Source organism: Nocardioides soli, from assembly GCF_014191495.1.
Classification (GTDB): Bacteria; Actinomycetota; Actinomycetes; order Propionibacteriales; family Nocardioidaceae; genus Nocardioides; species Nocardioides soli.
Window position 1 is genome coordinate 19826 of record NZ_JACHWR010000003.1, and the last position, 18136, is coordinate 37961.

The following is an 18136-nucleotide window of genomic DNA, read 5'->3' on the forward strand; positions in this document are numbered from 1 at the left end:
TTCCATTGAAGAACGCGAAGGAACGGATGGACGTGATTTCGGCCTACCGAGATGTAGGCACTTACCGGGGAGCGGCCGCGATCTGCGGGACGACCCACAAGACCGTCAGACGGATCATCGAGGCCCACCAGGCTGCCAGTCGGGGCGATGCGCCGGCGTCGCGGGCGGTGCGGCCCAAGAACTACGAGAGCGTGGCCGAGTTGGTCGCGGCCAGTGTGAAGAAGACCGAGGGTCGGATCAGCGCCAAGCGGTTGCTCCCGGCTGCCCGCGCGGCTGGCTATGGGGGCTCGGACCGCAACTTCCGGCGCCTGGTCGCCGAAGCAAAGTCCGCTTGGCGGCAGGGACAGGCGCGGGCCGGTGGCCGTCGTCCGGCGGTGTGGTCACCGAGCGAGGTGCTGGCGATCGACTGGGGTGAGGAGGTCGTCGCCGGCCGAAAGGTGCACGTGTTCTGCGCGGTGCTGGGTTGGTCGCGGTTCCGGTTCGTCCGCTTCGCTGCTGATGAACAGCAGGCCACCACGCTGGGCATGCTCGCGGAGTGTTTCGAGGTCCTCGGCGGGGTCCTGAAGACGGTGCTGGCCGACCGGATGGGCTGCCTGAAGGGCGGCGTGGTCGCAAACGTCGTCGTCCCGGCGCCGGACTACGTCCGGTTCGCGACCCACTACCGGTTCCGGCCCGACTTCTGCCACACCGCAGACCCGGAGTCCAAGGGCATCGTGGAGAACCTGGTCGGCTACGCCAAGGACGACCTGCTGGTCCCGCTCGAGCTCGACGACCCCTGGGTTGGCGGCCTGGCTGGGCTCAACGCCCGAGCGCGGGTGTGGTGCGGCGAGGTCAACAGCCGCCGCCACAGCGAGATCCACGCGATCCCCATGGAGCGGCTGGAGTCGGAGCGGGAACTGCTCGCCGAGCTGCCGTCGCTGCGCCTGGAGGTGGGCGCGAAGCCGACCACGAGGAAGGTCGACAAGCTGTCCTGCATCCGGTTCGGCTCAGCGCGCTACTCGGTCCCGAACTGCCTCATCGGGACCACCGTCACCGTCGTCGTGGACGAGCGGGAGAGGGTGCTGCGGGTCATCGAGCCGGTGACCGGCGAGGTCCATGCCGAGCACCAGCTGGTCGCGCCCGGGGAGACCAGCATCCTCGACGCCCACTACGACCGCCCCCGTCCCGACACGCCGCACCGTGGTGCGCGTCCGCGGACGCCGGTCGAGCGGGAGTTCCTGGCCCTGGGCCCGGTCGCCGAGCAGTTCCTGGTCGGCGCTGCCGCCGCGGGCGTGACCAAGCTGGGCACCGAGATCGCCGAGATCCTCACCCTGGACGCGGCCCACGGCACTCACCGCTGCTGGCCGCACTGGAAAGAGCTGTGGCGTTCGGTCGGTCGCGCGCCGACGACGTGCGGTCAATCTTGGCCACCAACGGCCACGCCCCCCGGCCCACCGCCGCGGGGCAGGCGCTGGTGATGACGCTGCCCACGGTCCCGACCAGGTCACTGGACGCCTACCGCGTCGACGCAGACGGGGGTGAGGGAGCATGACCGCCACGGCTCCGCCGCCGCTGCCGGCCGACCTGAACGAGGGCCTGAAACGGTTGAAGATGGCCGCGATGCGTCGGCTGGCATCCGAGCTGCTGGTGACCGCGAAGACCCAACGGTGGAAGCCCGAGGAGTTCTTGCGCACCCTGGTCGAGGCCGAGATCGCCTCGCGTGATGAGTCCAACGTCCGTACCCGGATGCGGCAAGCGAGCTTCCCGGTCGCCAAGCGGCTCGAGGAGTTCGACGTCGCCGCGTCCTCGATCCCGCCCGCAACGTTCGACTACCTGGCGTCGTTGGAGTGGATCCGCGCGAGGGAGAACGTGTGCATGATCGGCCCGGCCGGCACCGGGAAGTCCCACACGCTCATCGCTGGGGATCGCCGCCGTCGAACACGGGCACCGGGTCAGGTACTTCACCGCCGCCGACCTCGTCGAGACCCTCTACCGCGGCCTGGCCGACAACTCCGTCGGGAAGGTCATCGACACCTTGTTGCGCAACGACCTCGTCCTGTGTCGACGACGCTCGAACTCTGGTCGGTTCCGACGCCCGAAAAGTGAACGGTGTGCGGGGCAGCCTAACCGGGCTGGTGGTCCGCGGTCTCCCGGATGCTGGGCAGTGTGTCGATGCCGCGGTTGCGCAGTCGGTAGCTGGCCCCTTTCAGGGTGAGCACATCAGCGTGGTGGACAACGCGGTCGATCATCGCGGCGGCGACGACCTGGTCACCGAACACGCCGCCCCAACCGCTGAACGGCAGGTTCGATGTGAGGATCAGCGAGGCGTGTTCGTAGCGGCTGGACACGAGTTGGAAGAAGAGGTTCGCGGCGTCCTGCTCGAAAGGCAGGTAGCCGACCTCGTCGACGATGATCAGCCCGTAGCGTCGTAGCCGAGCCAGCTCGTTCGCGAGCTTGCCGGCGCGGTGGGCCTCGGTGAGCCGGGTGACCCATTCGGTCGCGGTCGCGAACAGCACCCGGTGACCGTGATGCGCGGCCGCTATCCCTAGCCCGGTGGCCAGATGGGTCTTGCCGGTGCCGGGCGGACCGAGCAGGACGACGTTGCGGGCTTCGGTGAGGAACCCTCCCGATGCCAGTGCGGCGATCTGCTGACGCACGCCCGGTTGGGCGTCCCAGTCGAACTCCTCCAGCGTCTTGCGCGCAGGGAACCCGGCGGCCCGGATCCGCAACTGGGCACCCGATGCGTTGCGGGCGGCGACCTCGCGGTCGAGCACCGCGGCGAGGTACTCCTCGTGGGTCCAGCCCGCGTCGCGGGCATGGTCGGCCAGCCGGACCGCGGACTCCGTGATACGGGGCGCCTTCAACGCGGACGCCAGGTAGGTCAGCTGCTTGAGCGCCTCGGTCGCATCGCTCTTCGCCCTGCCCGCCATCAGGCCACCTCCTCACCGTCGATCACGCCGTTGACAGCGCCGTCGGTCAGGCCGCCGTCGATGAGCCCGAACGCACGGTCGTAGTCAGCCAGGTCCCGCACCAGCCCCTCGTCCGGATCGGCCGCTGGTCGGGGTCGCTGGTAGTCCTCGCGCAGCACCTTCGCGGCCGCGACGTGGACAGGGTCAGTGATCGTCATGCCGCGGGCCCAGACCCGGTCATGAGCTGCGACCAGACGTCCCTCGTGGCGAACCTCGACCCGGGACAGATCCGCGCTCACGTCGACGAACCGGCCGATCACCGCCGGGTCGACGGAGTAGTCGGATGAGTCGACGCGGACGTAGTAGTCGCGGCCGAGCCGGACCCGGTTGGCCCACCCGACCGCTGGCGGCACCGGCGGCAGGGGCAGCATCGCGGCCCGGTCGACCTCGAGCAGGTCCACCGGATGTGCCTTGATGGTGCGCACGATCCGCGCGTTCGCGCGGGTCAGCCAGTCGCCGAACTGGGCGTTGAAGTCGGCCGGCGACGCGAACTCCCGGCCCGGCATGAAGGAGGTCTCGAAGAATCCGTTGCGGCGTTCCACCAGGCCCTTGGACTCGGGGTCGTAGGGCTTGAGCCGGACCAGTGTGGTGGCCAGGGTGCCGGTGAATGCGCCGACCCCATCGGCGTGCCGCTTGCCGCGGCCGATGCCGGCCTCGTTGTCCCAGATCAGCCGGCGCGGGACCGCGCCGAGCTGCTGGAGCAGCATCCACATGCCCAGCAGGAGGTCCTCGGTGTGCCGGGTTGGGATCATCCGCCCGACCATGAACCGGGAGTGCGCGGCCGTGATCACCAGGACCGGCAGCAGCGTCTTGGAGCCGTCTTCGAGCGGGACCTTCCTCGGCGGGAACCACAGGTCGCACTGCGCCGCATCACCCGGCAACCAGGTCAACCGGTCCGCCGGGTCGACCGGCCGATGCTCGGGCCGGAGCCGGCGAACGTTGTCGCGGAACCACGTGATCGACCCGGTCCAGCCGACCCGCTCGGCGATCACCGTCGCCGGCATATCCGGCGTCTTCGCCAGCAGCTGCCGCACCACGGGCTCAAACGGCGTGAACGACGTCGACACCGCCCGCCGCTCGTACTTCGGTGGCGCATCCGATGCCACCGCCTTGACCACGGTCGTGCGCGAGATCCCCAGCCGCGCCGCGATCTGGGCCTTCGGAACGCCCTCGCCGGCAAGCCGCCGGATCAACGCCCAGTCCTCCAAAGTGATCACTCTCCGATCGTCGCGAGTGTTCACTTTTCAAGCGTCGCAACTGTTCAGTTTTCGAGCGTCGTCGACAGTCCTGGTTGACGAGCTCGGGTTCGCCCCGCTGGACGACACCGGCGCCCAGGTGCTGTTCCGGTTCGTCGCGGCCGCCTACGAACGCAGGTCACTCGGGATCGCATCCCACTGGCCGTTCGAGTCCTGGGGACGGTTCCTGCCCGAGCACACCACCGCGGTCAGCATGCTCGACCGGCTCCTGCACCACTGCCACACCGTCGTCACCGACGGCGACTCCTACCGCATGCGAGAGGCCCGGGCGAAGGGAGGAACCCGACTCAAGAACAGCGGAAACTCAGCGAAGGGTGGGGACTTTTAGTTGGCCACCAGCGGGGACCGCAACTTGGCCATTGACAGATGCCCGGCCAAGTCGTCTGGCGATCTCCCGTATCGAGAGCCCGTGCCGGCGCAGCGCCGCTATCCGCTGCCGCTCGAGCAGCGACAGGTACCGCTCCTGACCTCTCGCGATCGATGCGCCGAAGCGGCGGTAGCCCGGCGCGTTCGGCAGGCCACCGAAATCCAGTCTCGCGACCCATCCCGACCAGCGTGCAGGCCTCGATCGTGCCGACCCCCGACAGGATCAGGTGTCAGTACTCGTCCTCGACTCCCAAACGCCGCTCGCGGCCGCGTCTCGCCAACTCCATGCCCTCATCCAGCAGAGAGCGTTGCGACGTGACATGGAGCCGCGCGACGGAAGGGGGTTGAACATGCAACGAAGGCAGTTCTACGCGATCTGGCGCGAGATCAGCGCAGCGGTATCTCGAACAGCGGGCGCGAGTCGACGCGGATCGATCATGTTGCCCAGTCCAGCGACCGAGATCGCTGCAACAGGGAGGCCCCGTGCATCCAGGACCGGTGAAGCCGCACACACGAGCCCGACCGTTGACTCTTCCCACTCGAACGCTACGCCCATCTCGCGTGCTGTTGCGAGTTCTCGGATCAACAGTCCGGGCATTGTGATCGTTCTGGGCGTTCGTCTCTCCAGCCCCGCGTCGAGGACGGCCTGGACTTTGTCTGTCGACGAGTGGGCCAAGATGGCCTTACCAAGGCCAGTGCAATAGGCCGGCATGCGGCCGCCGGGACGCGTGGGGACTCGAGGTCCGCGTGGGCCGACCAACTTCTCCAGATATACGACGTCGGTCTGATCTAGCACCACCATGTGGACTGTGGCGCCCGTCCTCTCGCGGAGATGATCCAGGCGCGGGAGCGCTCTGTCTCTCAAGGTGCGTACTTCATTCGCAAGCTGTCCGAGTTCGAAGAGCCGCATGCCGATCTGATAACCTGTGCCGGTACGATCGACAACGCCGAGCTTGATCATCTCCTGCAGCATGCGATGGGTGGTTGCCTTCGGCATCCCTGAGCGTCGCGCGAGTTCGGTGACCCCCAGACTGGTTCCGTCCGTTGGAAAACATCCCAGCAGCGCGAATGCGCGGCTGAGTACGGAAGGGGAGAGCACGTCCCGCTGGGTGACCCGCATTTGGATAGTGTGCCTCAACTGGCGCGCACTTGTCCCGGGATTCGGAGTCTAGCCTCGATCTTTCGTCCAGCCGCTGGCTGAGTCGTTGACCCGCTGGTTGATGAGGATCGTCGCCGGGGCATCGCCGGTCTCCGGCGCTGTGTCGCGCCGGTTCTCCGATGGCCTTGGGTCGCTGGGTCAGGGTCGCTGGGTCAGCCGGGTTGGAGGGCTGCCCACCCGGTGTCGAGGAGGTTGTTCCATGGCCAGTGGCGCGGCAACCGGAGCCGCCGTCGTCGCCCGGACCGGGTGATCCGTCCGGCGACCGAGAGCAGTCGTAAGCGCAGTCGCTTGGGTTCCCAGCGTCGGGCGGGGTGGTCGTGCCAGGCGAGGTTCTGGGTCCAGACGAGCAGGTCGGCGGCGAGCGCGATGATCTCGAGCCAGATCTGGTTCTGAGCGAACCCGTGAAAGGGAAGGTTCCGCAGACCGGTGTCCTTGAGGTTGCGGATGCGGTCCTCGGCGCGGGCGCGTTGCCGGTGGCGGACTTCGAGGTCGGCGAGCCGCCAGCCCTTGGTGTTGATGGCAAAGCAGGTGATCCGCCAGCCGTCCTCGTCGGTCAACCGGAGCGGGGCTCCAGGGTGCGGGCGTTCGCGGCGGGCGATGACCCAGCGCGGACTGGCCGGTGTTCAGCTGGCCATCTCCGACCAGCACTCCGGTCTCGTGGCAGCGCTCAAGCGATCCTTCCAAGGCTCCGCGCACCAGCGGCGCCGAGTCCACTTCGCCCGCAACCTGCTCGCCCACGTCGCCAAGACCCACGCCGACATGGTCGCCGCAGTGTTCCGCACGATCTTCGCCCAACCCGACCCCGAGGCAGTCAACAAGGCCTGGGACGAGATCCGCGCCCAGCTCACCAAGACGTCTCCGAAGGTCGGGCCGCTGATGGACGACGCGAAGGCCGAGGTGCTCGCGTTCACCGGCTTCCCCAAGGCCCACTGGCGCAAGATCTGGTCCACCAACCCGCTCGAGCGGGTCACAAGGAGATCAAGCGCCGCAGCCGCGTCGTGGGCATCTTCCCCAACGCCGCCGCGGTCATCAGACTGGTCGGCGCGGTCCTGATCGACATGCACGACGAGTGGATCGCTGGCGACAGCCGCTACCTCTCAGAGGAGTCCATGGCCCTGCTCACCGCGACCATGGATAATGGTGACCACGCCGCCATCGAGAGCGGCGAGTAGGGCACCGAGGAACCCCTCAAGGCCCACCACCCCGCGAGGCTCTGTTCATGCGCTTCACCTCGAGAGGCCGTCGGTCGCGGTCGTCGGCGACGACGGGGAAGCGGCTCACACCAGTTCATCGCTCAACGGGATCCCCGATCACTTCACGCAAGATCGCCTTCTCGGGTGTCGGCCCCGCCGCCCGCCGCTGGGTGTTCTGGGCCTCGCCCCAGCGGCCCCGGCGCACACTTCCAGCGTGCACCTCGCCCATGATGACGCCGTCCAAGCGACCCCCTGAGAACTCAAGAGTCCGGTCCGCTTCGGCCCTCTCCAACTGCTAGGCATCTGAGCCCTGGAGGCCAACGGCGCGAACGATGGAGGCGCACAATATTGCTACGGGCGCACGAACGAAGGTGGGAAATGCCGCTGGGTCAAAGACCGCAATGACTGAGCCCCTTGTTCCACTCTCTTGAACGGGATCCTTCGCGTCGGTTCGCGACGGACCTAGGATCTTCGCAATGCCGCAGAGGCATTCCATCGCTGCGAAGGAGGGTATGTGGATCCGCTGGCCAGAGCCTCAGCAGCTGATCGGCTCATGGAAGCGAATCGAACGGGGATTCCGATCGCACCGCTATCTGAGTCTCATTCCGGGATGACAATCGACGACGCGTATGCGATCCAGTTGCTGCAGGTCGACGCGTTGCAGGCACAAGGGCGTTCGGTCCGCGGCCATAAAGTAGGGCTTACTAACTCTCGGGTGCAGGCCCAACTGGGCGTCAATCAGCCAGACTACGGTCATCTGCTGGACGACTACTTCTACCCTGAGCACCTTCCAATTCCGGTCGTTAGGTTCCTTCAACCGCGGATTGAACCAGAAATCGCATTTGTGTTGCGTGCACCACTCAGCGGTCCTGGTGTGACGGTCGTGCAGGCACTCGCGGCAGTGGATTACGTGCTGCCGGCGTTGGAAATCGTGGACTCCCGAATCGACGATTGGCGTATCACGATCGTAGATACCATCGCCGACAATGCATCTTCAGGAGCGCTCGTACTCGGCAGTAAACCGACCCTTGTCAGTGAATTGGACTTGCGCCTCGCCGGGTGCGCCCTTTTCCAGAACGGCAGCGTCGCTGCGACTGGAGCGGGTGGCGCGGTACTGGGGTCGCCGGTGAACGCGCTGGTGTGGCTTGCCAACACCCTCGGAGCGTTGGGAATCGCGCTTCAGCCCGGCCACGTCGTACTAACTGGCGCGGTGACCCCGATGGTGGGGGTCGGCCCGGGCGACACCATCACTGCGTCGTTCACCGGGCTCGGATCAGTGACCGCCCGGTTCACTCAGGAGACAACATGAACCAAGCTCCCCGTGGCACAGCAGCCATCGTCGGCTCAGGAAACATCGGTAGCGATCTGATGTTCAAGTTGATGCGCCGAAGTCGGCACATTGAGCCACGCTTCATGGTCGGCGTGGATCCGGCCAGTGACGGCCTAGCGCGCGCAGCCCGGATGGGCTTAGAAGCCTCAGCTGAAGGTGTCGACTGGTTGTTGGCGCGCCCAGAACTGCCTGACATCGTGTTTGAGGCGACCTCAGCACGAGCACACGCCACCAACGCGCCGCGCTACGCGGAGGCCGGCATCGTAGCGGTCGACCTGACGCCAGCTGCAGTCGGTCCGTTTGTGTGTCCACCCGTGAACCTTGATTTCAATGTACACGCCATGAACGTGAACATGATTACGTGCGGTGGTCAGGCCACGACCCCGATCGTGACTGCGGTCTCGCGTGTCGTCCCCGTGGTGTATGCGGAAATCGTTGCATCGATCTCATCACGATCAGCCGGCCCAGGGACCCGAGCAAACATCGATGAATTCACGGAGACAACCGCTGCCGCGCTGGAGGTGGTTGGTGGCGCAGAGCGCGGAAAGGCGATCATTATCCTCAATCCGGTCGAGCCTCCGCTAATGATGCGCAACACCGTCTTCTGCGCGATCCCCGCTGAGGCCGCTGAGGCCGGCATCGTGCGGGACCGACTTGACGAATCCATCCACAGAATGGTCGATGCAGTCCAAGAGTATGTACCTGGATATGCCCTGCGCGCGGATCCACAGTACGATCCGCCGCGCGCGACATGGCGCGGGATGGCGCGAGTAACAGTGCCACTGGAAGTCCGCGGACGCGGGGACTATCTGCCCGACTACGCCGGCAACTTGGACATCATCACCGCCGCGGCCGCGCGTGTAGGCGACATCTTGGTCGCGCACAAGCTTGGCCTGCCTCCCGACGGGGCCGCAGGCCCATCCCTTGATGTCCGTGAGCAGCCGGTAGGAGCACGCGCATGAAGCACCAGTTCACCGACGCCGGGCCCGGGGAATCCAGCTTAACTGGCCGAGATCTCAGGATTACCGACTCAACGCTGCGAGACGGCTCTCACGCGATGAGCCACCAGTTCACTGAAGAGCAGGTGCGTGGCGTCGTGCACGCACTGGATGCTGCAGGCGTCGAGGTCATCGAAGTTGCCCACGGAGACGGCCTAGGCGGGTCGTCATTCAACTATGGCTTCTCCCAGGTCGACGAGTTCGACCTGATCAAGGCGGCAGCAGAGGAGGCACAGCAGGCGAAGATTGCCGTGCTGGTTCTGCCTGGGTTGGGCACGGTTGAGAACCTCAAGAGGGCGCACGCCATGGGTGCTTCGGTCGCTCGAATCGCAACCCACTGCACCGAAGCTGACGTGTCCATCCAACACTTCGCCGCTGCGCGCGACCTGGGAATGGAAACCGTCGGGTTTCTCATGCTCTCCCATCGAGCAAAACCAGCCGAGCTCGCACGCCAGGGCCGGGTCATGGTCGACGCAGGTGCTGATTGTGTGTACGTCGTCGACAGCGCTGGCGCGCTGGTACTCAGCGACGCACAGGAACGTGTACAGGCTCTGATCGACGAGTTTGCCGGCAGCGCCGAGGTCGGGTTCCATGGGCACCAGAACCTCTCGCTGGGCGTCGCGAACTCCGTCCTCGCCTACCAAGCGGGGGCTCGCCAGATCGACGGTGCCCTATGCGCGCTCGGCGCAGGCGCCGGCAATAGCCCCACCGAGGTTCTCGCTGCGACCTTCGACCGACTCGGCATCCGAACTGGCGTCGACGTTGACAGTGTCTTGGCTGCCGCTGAGGACGTAGTTCAGCCGATTATCCCGCGGCTTCCCTGGATGGATCGATCCTCCATCACGCAAGGCTACGCCGGGGTCTACTCCAGCTTCTTGCTCCATGCCGGACGCGCCGCCGAACGCTACGGTGTTCCGGCCCATGCCATTCTGCAGCGCGTCGGTGAGCACGGCTACGTTGGCGGGCAAGAGGACATGATCATCGATATCGCGCTAGCGCTGCAGGAGGAGCACGCGGCCAGTGCCGCGCTCTATGAAGGCGCCGGTGTCGGCGCGTGAGGACGCCCTGGGATATTCAGTCGGTGGCGGCCGAACTCATGGCCTGTGAAGCCGAACGGCGAGATCGCGAACCATTCACCGATGAGTGGCTCGACCTCGATCTCGCTACCGGATACGCAATCCAGGATCACAATTTGCGCCGACGACTCGACCGAGGAGAACGACTCGTCGGAGTCAAACTCGGGCTGACCAGCAGAGCCAAACAGCAGCGCATGGGCGTTTACACGCCATTCGTCGCATGGCTCACCGACGCCATGGCGTTGCCTGCGGGAGACCCGATCCCGCAACACAAGCTCATCCACCCGCGAGTCGAACCGGAGATTGTGTTCGTGATGGGCGAACGACTTGCAGGCCCCGGCGTTACCGCCGCGCGAGCGATGGCTGCCGTTGAAACCGTACGGGCCGGCGTGGAAATCATCGACAGTCGCTACCGCAACTTCCGGTTCGCCGCGCCTGACGTTGTCGCTGACAACGCCTCATCCGCCGCGTTTGTCACGGGACCGATCGGTCTACCACCGAGCGAACTCGACCTTTCCCTAGAGGCGACTGTCATCGAAGTCAATGGCGAAGTCGTTGACACGGCCACGGGCGCTGCTGTTCAAGGCCACCCGGGAGAGGCCCTCGCCTTGGCAGCCAACGACCTCGCTACCCGGGGCCACGCCATTGAGGCCGGCCAGATCGTGCTCACTGGCGGTATGACAGACGCGGTCTCCGCGCTGCCGGAAGCGTCCATCGCCTGCCACTTCACGAATCTGGGCTCGGTGTTCCTGAACGGAGGCAAGCGAGATTCCGATCGTCGAGATAACCCTAGCTGAGGGTCGCACCCCAGAACAGCTCCGCAACTTGATCAGCGCCATCACGGTTGCGACCTGCGACTCGATCAGTGCACCGAGTGACAGCGTGCGCGTGATCATCCGGGAAGTTCCCCTTACCCATTTTGCGGCCGGTGACGTCACCCTAGCCGAACGGGCTTGACCGAGACTTCCTATCTCCCAACGCCATGACCAAATATTCGACCCCGGGCCTTGAAGAGACATGTGTGGCTCTTCAAGGAATCCGGGGTCCGGCCCATCTTCGATGGACCGCAACTACCGAAGGGTTTCCGCTACATGAATGAAATCGCGTTCCTAGAAGCTCGGGACTTGGTATCGCTTGTTCACGCTAAGGAGCTCTCCCCGGTCGAAATCAGTGAATATTTCCTCGCTCGAATCGAAGAGCACGACAACTCAGTAAACGCGTTCAGCACCGTCGACCGTGACAGCGTGGTGGAGCAAGCAAAGGAATCTGAGCGGGCTCAGATGGCGGGGCAGATGGGTGACCTCCATGGCGTCCCGGTCGGCATCAAAGACCTCATCTTCACGAAGGGTCTCCGTACGACCGGTGGCTCCCGAATGTACGCAGACCTGGTGCCAACAGAAGACGACGTCGTGGTGGAACGATTGCGGGCAGCTGGTGCGATCATTCTGGGCAAGACGAATACGGCCGAATTCGGATTTTCCGCGAATCAGACCGAAAACGAATTGTTCGGCGCGACCAGAAACCCTTGGGACCTTGCCACCTCGCCGGGCGGCTCAAGTGGTGGCTCAGCGGCCGCGGTGGCTGCCGGTCTTTGTCCGATCGCGGTGGGTAGTGACGGTGGCGGCTCGGTGCGGGTTCCGAGCAGCTTCTGTGGGGTTTTCGGGCTGAAGCCGACTTTCGGTCGAATTCCACTCTTCCCTGGATGTCGCGATCCGAAGTTCCCCGGACTCAGCGCATGGGAGGCGTTCGAGCACATCGGACCTATTGCGCGCTCCGTCGCCGATGGCGCACTGCTAGTAGACGTGATGAGTGGCCCCGACCGGCGTGACCGTCACTCTGCCCAACACGGCATGCCGGCGCGTCTGTCTGGTTTGTCCAGACTGGACAACTTGAAGGGGCTCAGGATTGCTTGGTCGACAGACTGGGACGGTGCTGAACTAGTGGACCCAGAAGTCGCCGACGCCTTCAAGGCCGCGGTCGAGCGACTGTCCGAGCTTGGCGCGACAGTGGTGAACGCGTCTCCCCATCGGGCAGTGGCGCGAGAGCAGTTCGCAGCCCTTGTTGCGCTCGAAGCCGACCCGCCTGCCTTCAAGAAGGCAATGCAAGGGTACGAGGACAGCATCAATGACCGAGTGTTGCAGATGCTGAACCGCGAGTGGACTCTTGGGGAACTCGCCGCGGCCGTGACGAGCAGGAAGGCGATGTACCTCGCGTTCACCGACTTTTTCGATCGCTACGACGCTTTTGTAACGCCCACGGTGCCGTTCACCGCGATGCCGCTCGGACAGGAGGGCCCTGATCGGATCGCGGGACAGAAGTTGGAAGCCCCGGCGCGGGCAGTCATCGGCTTCTGCTACCCGTTCAACGTCACAGGCCACCCGGCCGCGAGCGTTCCGTGTGGTGTGTCTGCTGACAATCTTCCGATCGGAATGCAGATTGTCTCCAAGTCGCATGGCGACGACCTGGTCGTCCAGATCGCTGCGGCTTACGAGCAAGCATTCACCCATCCTCCACAGTTCATCCCGGCGGGATAGGTACGGTGTCCGACGCGCGAGTGGAACTGAGTGCGTTCGGTCGCCGCGCGCGTCCCTTGAATCCATTAGACAATAGGAGGGGTCAGCGTGGAAGGTCTGGACAGCGTCGCCATCGTGGGTGCGAATCTCGCGGGAGCGCGCGTTGCCGAGTCGCTTCGGCATCGCGGGTACGGTGGAGAGATAGTCCTAATAGGCGCCGAGCCACATCTGCCCTACGAGCGTCCCCCCCTGTCAAAGCAGGCTCTGCTCGACGGTCTGACGACTCCGGACTCGCTACTCATCCGCTCACATGAGCAGTGGGCCGAGCTTGACGTTGAGATCAGAACGGGCGAAACAGTTGCTGACATCGACCCGTCCCTGTCGTCGCTTTGCGTTGAGTCGGGATACGAACGTCGAGGCTTTGATGTGGTCGTCCTCTGCACAGGGGCTAAGAATCGGGTCCTGAACGTGCCAGGTGGAAACCTCGGAGGTGTTCACTACCTGCGAGATATAGCGGAGGCGGCCGCTCTGTCTAACTCTTTGAAACCAGGCGTGCAGATAGTGATTATAGGTGGAGGCTACATTGGATGCGAGGTCGCAGCCAGCGCGGTAACCCTCGGCTGCGACGTAACTATCCTGGAGGCAATGCCACACGTCCTTTCCCGCGCACTACCGCCCCGTTGGAGCGACATAATTGCGCAGGAGCATCGGCAGAAGGGCGTGGAAGTTCGTACCGGTACGATGGTTCGGAGGCTGGTGGGCGAAGACCGAGTGCGAGCGGTTGAGCTCGACGAAGGAGAGTTGCTGGAGGCTGACGTTGTCGTGATCGGCATCGGTACGGAGCCATCGGTTGGACTGGGACGTTCGCTGCGGTTGAACGTCCAGGGCGGCATCGTGGTCGATGAGTTCGGCCGGACGAGCCACCCGCGTGTTTTCGCTTCGGGTGATGTGACGAGTCAGCCGGACGTCTGGGCGGGGTCGGGGCTGCGTCGTCTGGAATCATTCCAGAATGCCCAAGAACAGTCGGACAGCGTGGCCGCGGCCATTCTTGGCCAAGAAGCGTCCCGACGGCCTGTGCCTTGGTTCTGGTCTGACCAGTATGACCTCAACATTCAGACCGCAGGCGTTGTCGATGACGGGGACGAGGTCGTGGTTCGTGGCAGTGTCGAAGACGATGGCTTCTGCGCGTTCCATCTCCGCAACGAACAACTTGTCGGTGCATTCGCGATAAATCGCGGACGCGAGGTGCGGGCCGCTATGCGTCTGATGGAGTCGGGAGGGCGCATTGAGCCAACTGAGTTGGCGGATACCTCCAATGATCTCCGCAGAATTCGGGTACGGCAACCATAGTGAGCCAACTTTTCCGGCTGGCGAGTCGATGCCCAGGGTCTACAATAGATCGTCATTCCTACGGATGACCGTCATCTGCAGGAGGCCTCGCATCAGATCGGGGCTCGGCCGCGGCGAGGGCTTCCCCGAGCGGGGTCGACGTGGGAGCGCTCATCGTGATGACTCCATTCGAGTGCTCTGGGGATCACGCGGTGGCCGCGGCTTGTCCGGCGTACCCGTCGCCGACGATTTCGGCGACCGCGCACACCTCTTAACGGGAATTCGAGCGGAGAAAAAGGGACTGCTGAAGAGATAGGGGACTTCCAGAACGGCTAGGACGAGAGTCCTGGCTGGAAGGATGGTCCTCGTGGCTGGCAGGTATCCCAAGGAGTTCAAGGAAGACGTGATCCGGGTGGCCCGTGATCGTGGTCCGGGCGAGACTCTCGAGCAGATCGCGCACGACTTCGGTGTGCACCCGGTGACGTTGTCGAAGTGGCTCAAGCAGGCCGACATCGAGGACGGGATCAAGCCCGGCGTCACCAAGGAGCAGGCGAACGAGCTGCGCGAGGCACGGCGCCGGATCCGGCGGCTGGAGCAGGAGAACGAGGTCTTGCGCCGTGCGGCCGCCTATCTGTCCCAGGCGAACCTCCCGGGAAAAGGCTCTACCCGCTCGTGAGAGACCTCGCGGCGAGCGGGATCCCGGCCGAGGTCTCCTTGCAGGTGCTCGGCGTGGCGCGTTCGCCCTACTACCGGTGGCTGGCTGCGCCGGTCACCGACTCGGAGCTGCGAGAGGCCTACCTGGCCAACGCGATCTTCGACGCCCACCGCGACGACCCCGAGTTCGGGTACCGGTTCCTCTTCGACGAGGTCACTGACGCCGGACACACCGTGTCGGAGCGGACTGTGTGGCGGATCTGCTCCGACAACGGCTGGTGGAGCGTCTTCGGCAAGAAGAAGCGCCGCGGCAAGGGCAAGCCCGGGGTGCCGGCGCACGACGACCTCGTGCGCCGTGACTTCACCGCTGCCGGGCCCAATCAGCTGTGGCTCACGGACTTGACCGAGCACCGCACGAGCGAGGGGAAGCTCTACGTGTGTGCGATCAAGGACATGTGGTCCAACCGGATCGTCGGCTACCCCATCAGTGACCGGATGGAGTCCAAGATCGCAGTCGACGCCCTCAACAACGCCGTCGCCAGACGCGGCGTCGAGGGCCTGTCGGTGGCAGGATGCCGGCTGCACTCAGACAGAGGCTCGCAATTTCGAAGCCGGAAGCTGCAGCAGGCGCTGTGGCGTCACCACCTGGTCGGATCGATGGGCCAAGTCGGCTCAGCAGGCGACAACGCCGCGATGGAATCGTTCTTCGCGCTACTGCAGAAGAACGTCTTGAACCGGCGTCGCTGGGAGACCCGCGACGAGCTCCGGATCGCCATCGTGACCTGGATCGAGCGGACCTACCACCGCCGCCGACGCCAAGAACGCCTCGGCCGGTTGACCCCGGTCGAGTTCGAACTCATCATGACCAAGGCCGCCGATCAGGCAGCGTAATCAGAAGTCCCCTGATCCTTCAGCAGACCCAAACCATGCCCGAATGTTCCGAAGCATGAAACAGCTTGGATGGCGTTCAACGCTTGCCGGTCTTACCGTCGGGTCATGAGAACCTTGGAAAACCAGCCGGAGGCCCTAATGAGCTCGGTGCCTTGCAATGAGAGGTTGGTGTCAGCGGAATCGCCGGAGGGGTATCCCGCCATCGCCGGCCGAATCGTACGCTACGGAGTGGTTCGCCAATGCAGGGTTGGAGGGGACAGGACATCGCTCGAGGTGGAGAACGCCGTCGGTGAGCGCGCTTGGCTGACTCTTGAGGGCCATCCCGAGAGAGCTGCCGTCGACGTGATGCTCAGTTCTGGGCTCAAGCCTCTGTCGATCAAGCTCGTGATCGGCGACAGAGGGGAGGTCTATTGCAGTGTCATATGCACATCGTCCTCCGGGCCTTCGCGCCATGAAGTTCCGCTGGCGCTGGCGCTGGCGCTTTGCGTGGGTGGGCACCACACGATCGTCACTCGGCCGAATCTCTAGAAACACCCCCTACCAAGGGCCGGGATATGACTGGGCCGGCGCAGCGAGGAGATCCGCCGTCGCGGTTGCTAAACGATCAGGTGGAAGGTTGATACGATCAGTTCGTTGCGGCCGAGCCCGCTGCGTGTTTGTCGCGGGACTAGTAGCCGGGCCGCGTTGCACTCTCCCAGCAACCTTGCCGCCCGAAGCGGTGAGGAACTGGAACGAGGTCTCCTAGTGGGAGGCAGGATCGGGTCTGTGCGGTCGACCGGAGTCGAAAGTGGAGGACGGTGGCCGGGCGCGGCGAGAAGCTAACCGGCAAGGTGGCCATCGGACGCGCAGATGGTGGCCGTGCCTGCCGGGACAGGCCAAACATTCGCGTCACACGCCCGATCCAGGGTCCTGTCAAGCACTTGAGCCACGACGAAGCCGACAGACTCTGCGGATCTCCGGAACCAGCTCGGCATCGCGGGCCGCCCGGGCCGAGGGCTCCCGGTCCTTCGCGGCGTAGTAGGTGCTCAGGGCGACCTCCACCCCTGCGCTGCGCAGGGCGGTGATGATCGGCTCGACCCCGAGCCGGCGGCCCTCAACGACCCGGTCCTTGTGGGCGTCGATGTAGGCCACGGTCACTTCAGTTTGCGGTCGAGCTCCGCTGCCGCGAAAAACGGCTTGATATGTAGGTGATCCGCGAGTCGCTCCAACTGGGCGGTGACTCGGGGCGGATGCTGGTTGCAGTGCCCGTCGAGGAGGCCGTGATGGCTGGCGTGTTCACCCCGTGTCTGATCAGCTCGGTTGGTGAGTCGCCCCGGCTGGGCGACCCTCTGGTCGATGAGTACCTGCGGTTCACCGCTGCGCGGGTGCGCCCGAACTCGCTGGTCGCGCAGTCCTTCGACCTGAAGGTCTTCTTCACCGTGGTCGCCAAGCCGCCGCAGCAGGTCGAGGTGGCCGACGTGCTGGGGTTCATCGAGGAACAGCGCGCGCCCCGCAGGGGCGGGAACGTCGTTCGGCTGGTCGACGGTGAAGCCGGGCTCGCGGCGTCGACGATCAAGCGCAGGCTTGCAACGATATCGTCGTTCTACGACTACTTGTTGCTGCGGGGGATATGCGACCGCAACCCTGTCCCGCGCAGCATCAACGCCCGTCACCGGGGCCACCGCGGTTCCCCGCTGGTGCGGGCGCCGAAGAAGATGCCGCGGGTGCTGTTGCCGGAGGAGGTCGTCGCGCTGACCTCGGCGCTGAGGACCGATCGGGACCGGGCCATGATCTCGTTGATGGTCCATGCCGGGCTGCGGCGCTGTGAGGTGCTCGGGCTGCGGTTCGGCGATGTCCACATCGGCGACCGGCGGGTCTTCATCGCCGACGGCAAGGGCGGCCACCAGCGCCTTGTACCGGTCGTCTCGGCCTTCTTCACACAGTTGGCCAGCTACCTGAGCGCTGAACGTCCCAGCGACGCGCCCAGTGCGGGCGAAGACCACGTGTTCGTCGTCCTCAAGGGTCCCACCCGCGGCCGGCCGCTGACCGCGGCCGGGCTGGATCAGGTGCTGGCCGGTGCCCGGGGCCGCGCGGGGCTGACACACGCGACGTGCCACGAGCTGCGGCACACCTGCTTCACCCGGCTCCGGGAAGCGGGGATGGCGCTCGAGGCGATCCAGGCACAGGCCGGGCACGCCTCGATCGAAACCACCCGGATCTACCTGCACCTGTCCAACGACTGGCTCGCCGGTGAGTACCAGCAGGCCATGGCCATCCTCGACAACTGGCACGACGAGATTTCAGGAGAACCATCGTGAGCACCAACGCCGCCAATGACCTCGTGTCACCGCAGGTAGTTCCATCGACGACGCCGGCTTCAGCGGTGCCGCTGGCGGCGCCGACGTTGGATACGGCCGCTCGTGCCTACATCGACGCTGCTTCCG

Annotated in this window: 16 protein-coding genes and 3 pseudogenes; 13 read left to right on the forward strand and 6 right to left on the reverse strand. The window is 65.2% G+C overall.

Annotation, left to right across the window (positions count from 1 at the left end; all coding sequences use genetic code 11):
• Positions 1–5 precede the first annotated feature (5 nt).
• Both istA (FHU40_RS18935) and FHU40_RS18940 read left to right on the forward strand, forming a co-directional pair.
• Positions 6–1531: pseudogene (istA, locus tag FHU40_RS18935) on the forward strand (IS21 family transposase).
• Positions 1528–2085 carry an ATP-binding protein gene (locus tag FHU40_RS18940; RefSeq protein ID WP_281374789.1) on the forward strand — a complete coding sequence of 186 codons (558 nt, stop codon included), beginning with the start codon at positions 1528–1530 and terminating at the stop codon, positions 2083–2085. Before istA (FHU40_RS18935) ends, FHU40_RS18940 begins: the two are co-directional and overlap by 4 nt.
• Positions 2086–2102: 17 nt before the next feature.
• On the opposite strand, the gene istB is transcribed toward FHU40_RS18940, so the two are convergent.
• Together istB and istA (FHU40_RS18950) are read right to left on the reverse strand one after the other, a co-directional pair.
• Positions 2103–2909 carry an IS21-like element helper ATPase IstB gene (gene istB, locus FHU40_RS18945; RefSeq protein ID WP_183593942.1) on the reverse strand — a complete coding sequence of 269 codons (807 nt, stop codon included), beginning with the start codon at positions 2907–2909 and terminating at the stop codon, positions 2103–2105.
• Positions 2909–4165, reverse strand: a complete 1257-nt coding sequence (gene istA, locus FHU40_RS18950; RefSeq protein WP_183593944.1) for an IS21 family transposase — start codon at positions 4163–4165, stop codon at positions 2909–2911. Before istA (FHU40_RS18950) ends, istB begins: the two co-directional genes overlap by 1 nt.
• A gap of 16 nt (positions 4166–4181) precedes the next feature.
• Between istA (FHU40_RS18950) and FHU40_RS29065 the strand changes: the two genes are divergently transcribed.
• Positions 4182–4532: an ATP-binding protein gene (locus tag FHU40_RS29065; protein ID WP_343057945.1), complete on the forward strand. Its 351-nt coding sequence runs from the start codon at positions 4182–4184 to the stop codon at positions 4530–4532.
• Here FHU40_RS29065 and FHU40_RS29870 read toward each other — a convergent pair.
• The 3 genes and pseudogenes from FHU40_RS29870 to FHU40_RS18970 all read right to left on the reverse strand — a co-directional run.
• On the reverse strand, positions 4509–4736 hold the full coding sequence (locus FHU40_RS29870) for a helix-turn-helix domain-containing protein (protein WP_183594752.1): 228 nt from the start codon (positions 4734–4736) through the stop codon (positions 4509–4511). The genes FHU40_RS29065 and FHU40_RS29870 overlap by 24 nt on opposite strands.
• A 201-nt stretch (positions 4737–4937) precedes the next feature.
• Complete coding sequence (locus FHU40_RS18965; RefSeq protein ID WP_183593945.1) at positions 4938–5690, reverse strand: IclR family transcriptional regulator; 753 nt, start codon at positions 5688–5690, stop codon at positions 4938–4940.
• A 191-nt stretch (positions 5691–5881) separates the two neighbouring features.
• Positions 5882–6331 (reverse strand): annotated as a pseudogene (locus FHU40_RS18970) (transposase); the annotation flags it as partial.
• Between the two features lie 4 nt (positions 6332–6335).
• Between FHU40_RS18970 and FHU40_RS18975 the strand changes: the two are divergent.
• The 9 genes and pseudogenes from FHU40_RS18975 to FHU40_RS19015 form a co-directional block, all read left to right on the forward strand.
• A pseudogene (locus tag FHU40_RS18975) lies at positions 6336–6901 on the forward strand (transposase); the annotation flags it as partial.
• Positions 6902–7436: 535 nt separating this feature from the next.
• On the forward strand, positions 7437–8231 hold the full coding sequence (locus tag FHU40_RS18980; protein WP_221200066.1) for a 2-keto-4-pentenoate hydratase: 795 nt from the start codon (positions 7437–7439) through the stop codon (positions 8229–8231).
• A complete protein-coding gene (locus FHU40_RS18985) occupies positions 8228–9214 on the forward strand; it encodes an acetaldehyde dehydrogenase (acetylating) (protein ID WP_183593947.1) in 987 nt (328 codons plus the stop codon). Before FHU40_RS18980 ends, FHU40_RS18985 begins: the two co-directional genes overlap by 4 nt.
• A complete protein-coding gene (dmpG, locus tag FHU40_RS18990; RefSeq protein WP_183593948.1) occupies positions 9211–10308 on the forward strand; it encodes a 4-hydroxy-2-oxovalerate aldolase in 1098 nt (365 codons plus the stop codon). The genes FHU40_RS18985 and dmpG overlap by 4 nt, the downstream gene beginning before the upstream one ends.
• A 23-nt stretch (positions 10309–10331) precedes the next feature.
• Positions 10332–11123, forward strand: a complete 792-nt coding sequence (locus FHU40_RS18995; RefSeq protein ID WP_221200067.1) for a fumarylacetoacetate hydrolase family protein — start codon at positions 10332–10334, stop codon at positions 11121–11123.
• 28 nt (positions 11124–11151) lie between these two features.
• Positions 11152–11283, forward strand: a complete 132-nt coding sequence (locus FHU40_RS29875; RefSeq protein WP_425490186.1) for a tautomerase family protein — start codon at positions 11152–11154, stop codon at positions 11281–11283.
• A 62-nt stretch (positions 11284–11345) separates the two neighbouring features.
• On the forward strand, positions 11346–12860 hold the full coding sequence (locus FHU40_RS19005; protein ID WP_183593950.1) for an amidase family protein: 1515 nt from the start codon (positions 11346–11348) through the stop codon (positions 12858–12860).
• Between the two features lie 87 nt (positions 12861–12947).
• Positions 12948–14189 carry an FAD-dependent oxidoreductase gene (locus FHU40_RS19010; RefSeq protein WP_183593951.1) on the forward strand — a complete coding sequence of 414 codons (1242 nt, stop codon included), beginning with the start codon at positions 12948–12950 and terminating at the stop codon, positions 14187–14189.
• A gap of 337 nt (positions 14190–14526) precedes the next feature.
• A protein-coding gene (locus tag FHU40_RS19015; RefSeq protein ID WP_183593952.1) for an IS3 family transposase occupies positions 14527–15713 on the forward strand; the annotation gives its coding sequence in 2 pieces (ribosomal slippage) (positions 14527–14820 and positions 14823–15713; 1185 coding nt in all).
• A gap of 912 nt (positions 15714–16625) precedes the next feature.
• Here FHU40_RS19015 and FHU40_RS19020 read toward each other — a convergent pair.
• Entirely contained in the window at positions 16626–16844 is a 219-nt protein-coding gene (locus tag FHU40_RS19020; RefSeq protein WP_425490187.1) for a hypothetical protein, read from the reverse strand.
• 110 nt (positions 16845–16954) lie between these two features.
• On the opposite strand from FHU40_RS19020, the gene FHU40_RS29645 reads away from it, so the two are divergent.
• Positions 16955–18010, forward strand: a complete 1056-nt coding sequence (locus tag FHU40_RS29645; RefSeq protein ID WP_221199477.1) for a tyrosine-type recombinase/integrase — start codon at positions 16955–16957, stop codon at positions 18008–18010.
• The last annotated feature ends 126 nt before the right edge of the window (positions 18011–18136 follow it).

What these genes read in the sequence shown, in the direction of transcription:
- FHU40_RS18940 (WP_281374789.1), top strand. Translation starts at nt 1,528, where the DNA reads ATGACCGCCACGGCTCCGCCGCCGCTGCCGGCCGACCTGAACGAGGGC.
- istB (WP_183593942.1), bottom strand. Translation starts at nt 2,909, where the DNA reads ATGGCGGGCAGGGCGAAGAGCGATGCGACCGAGGCGCTCAAGCAGCTG.
- FHU40_RS18965 (WP_183593945.1), bottom strand. Translation starts at nt 5,690, where the DNA reads ATGCGGGTCACCCAGCGGGACGTGCTCTCCCCTTCCGTACTCAGCCGC.
- FHU40_RS18985 (WP_183593947.1), top strand. Translation starts at nt 8,228, where the DNA reads ATGAACCAAGCTCCCCGTGGCACAGCAGCCATCGTCGGCTCAGGAAAC.
- dmpG (WP_183593948.1), top strand. Translation starts at nt 9,211, where the DNA reads ATGAAGCACCAGTTCACCGACGCCGGGCCCGGGGAATCCAGCTTAACT.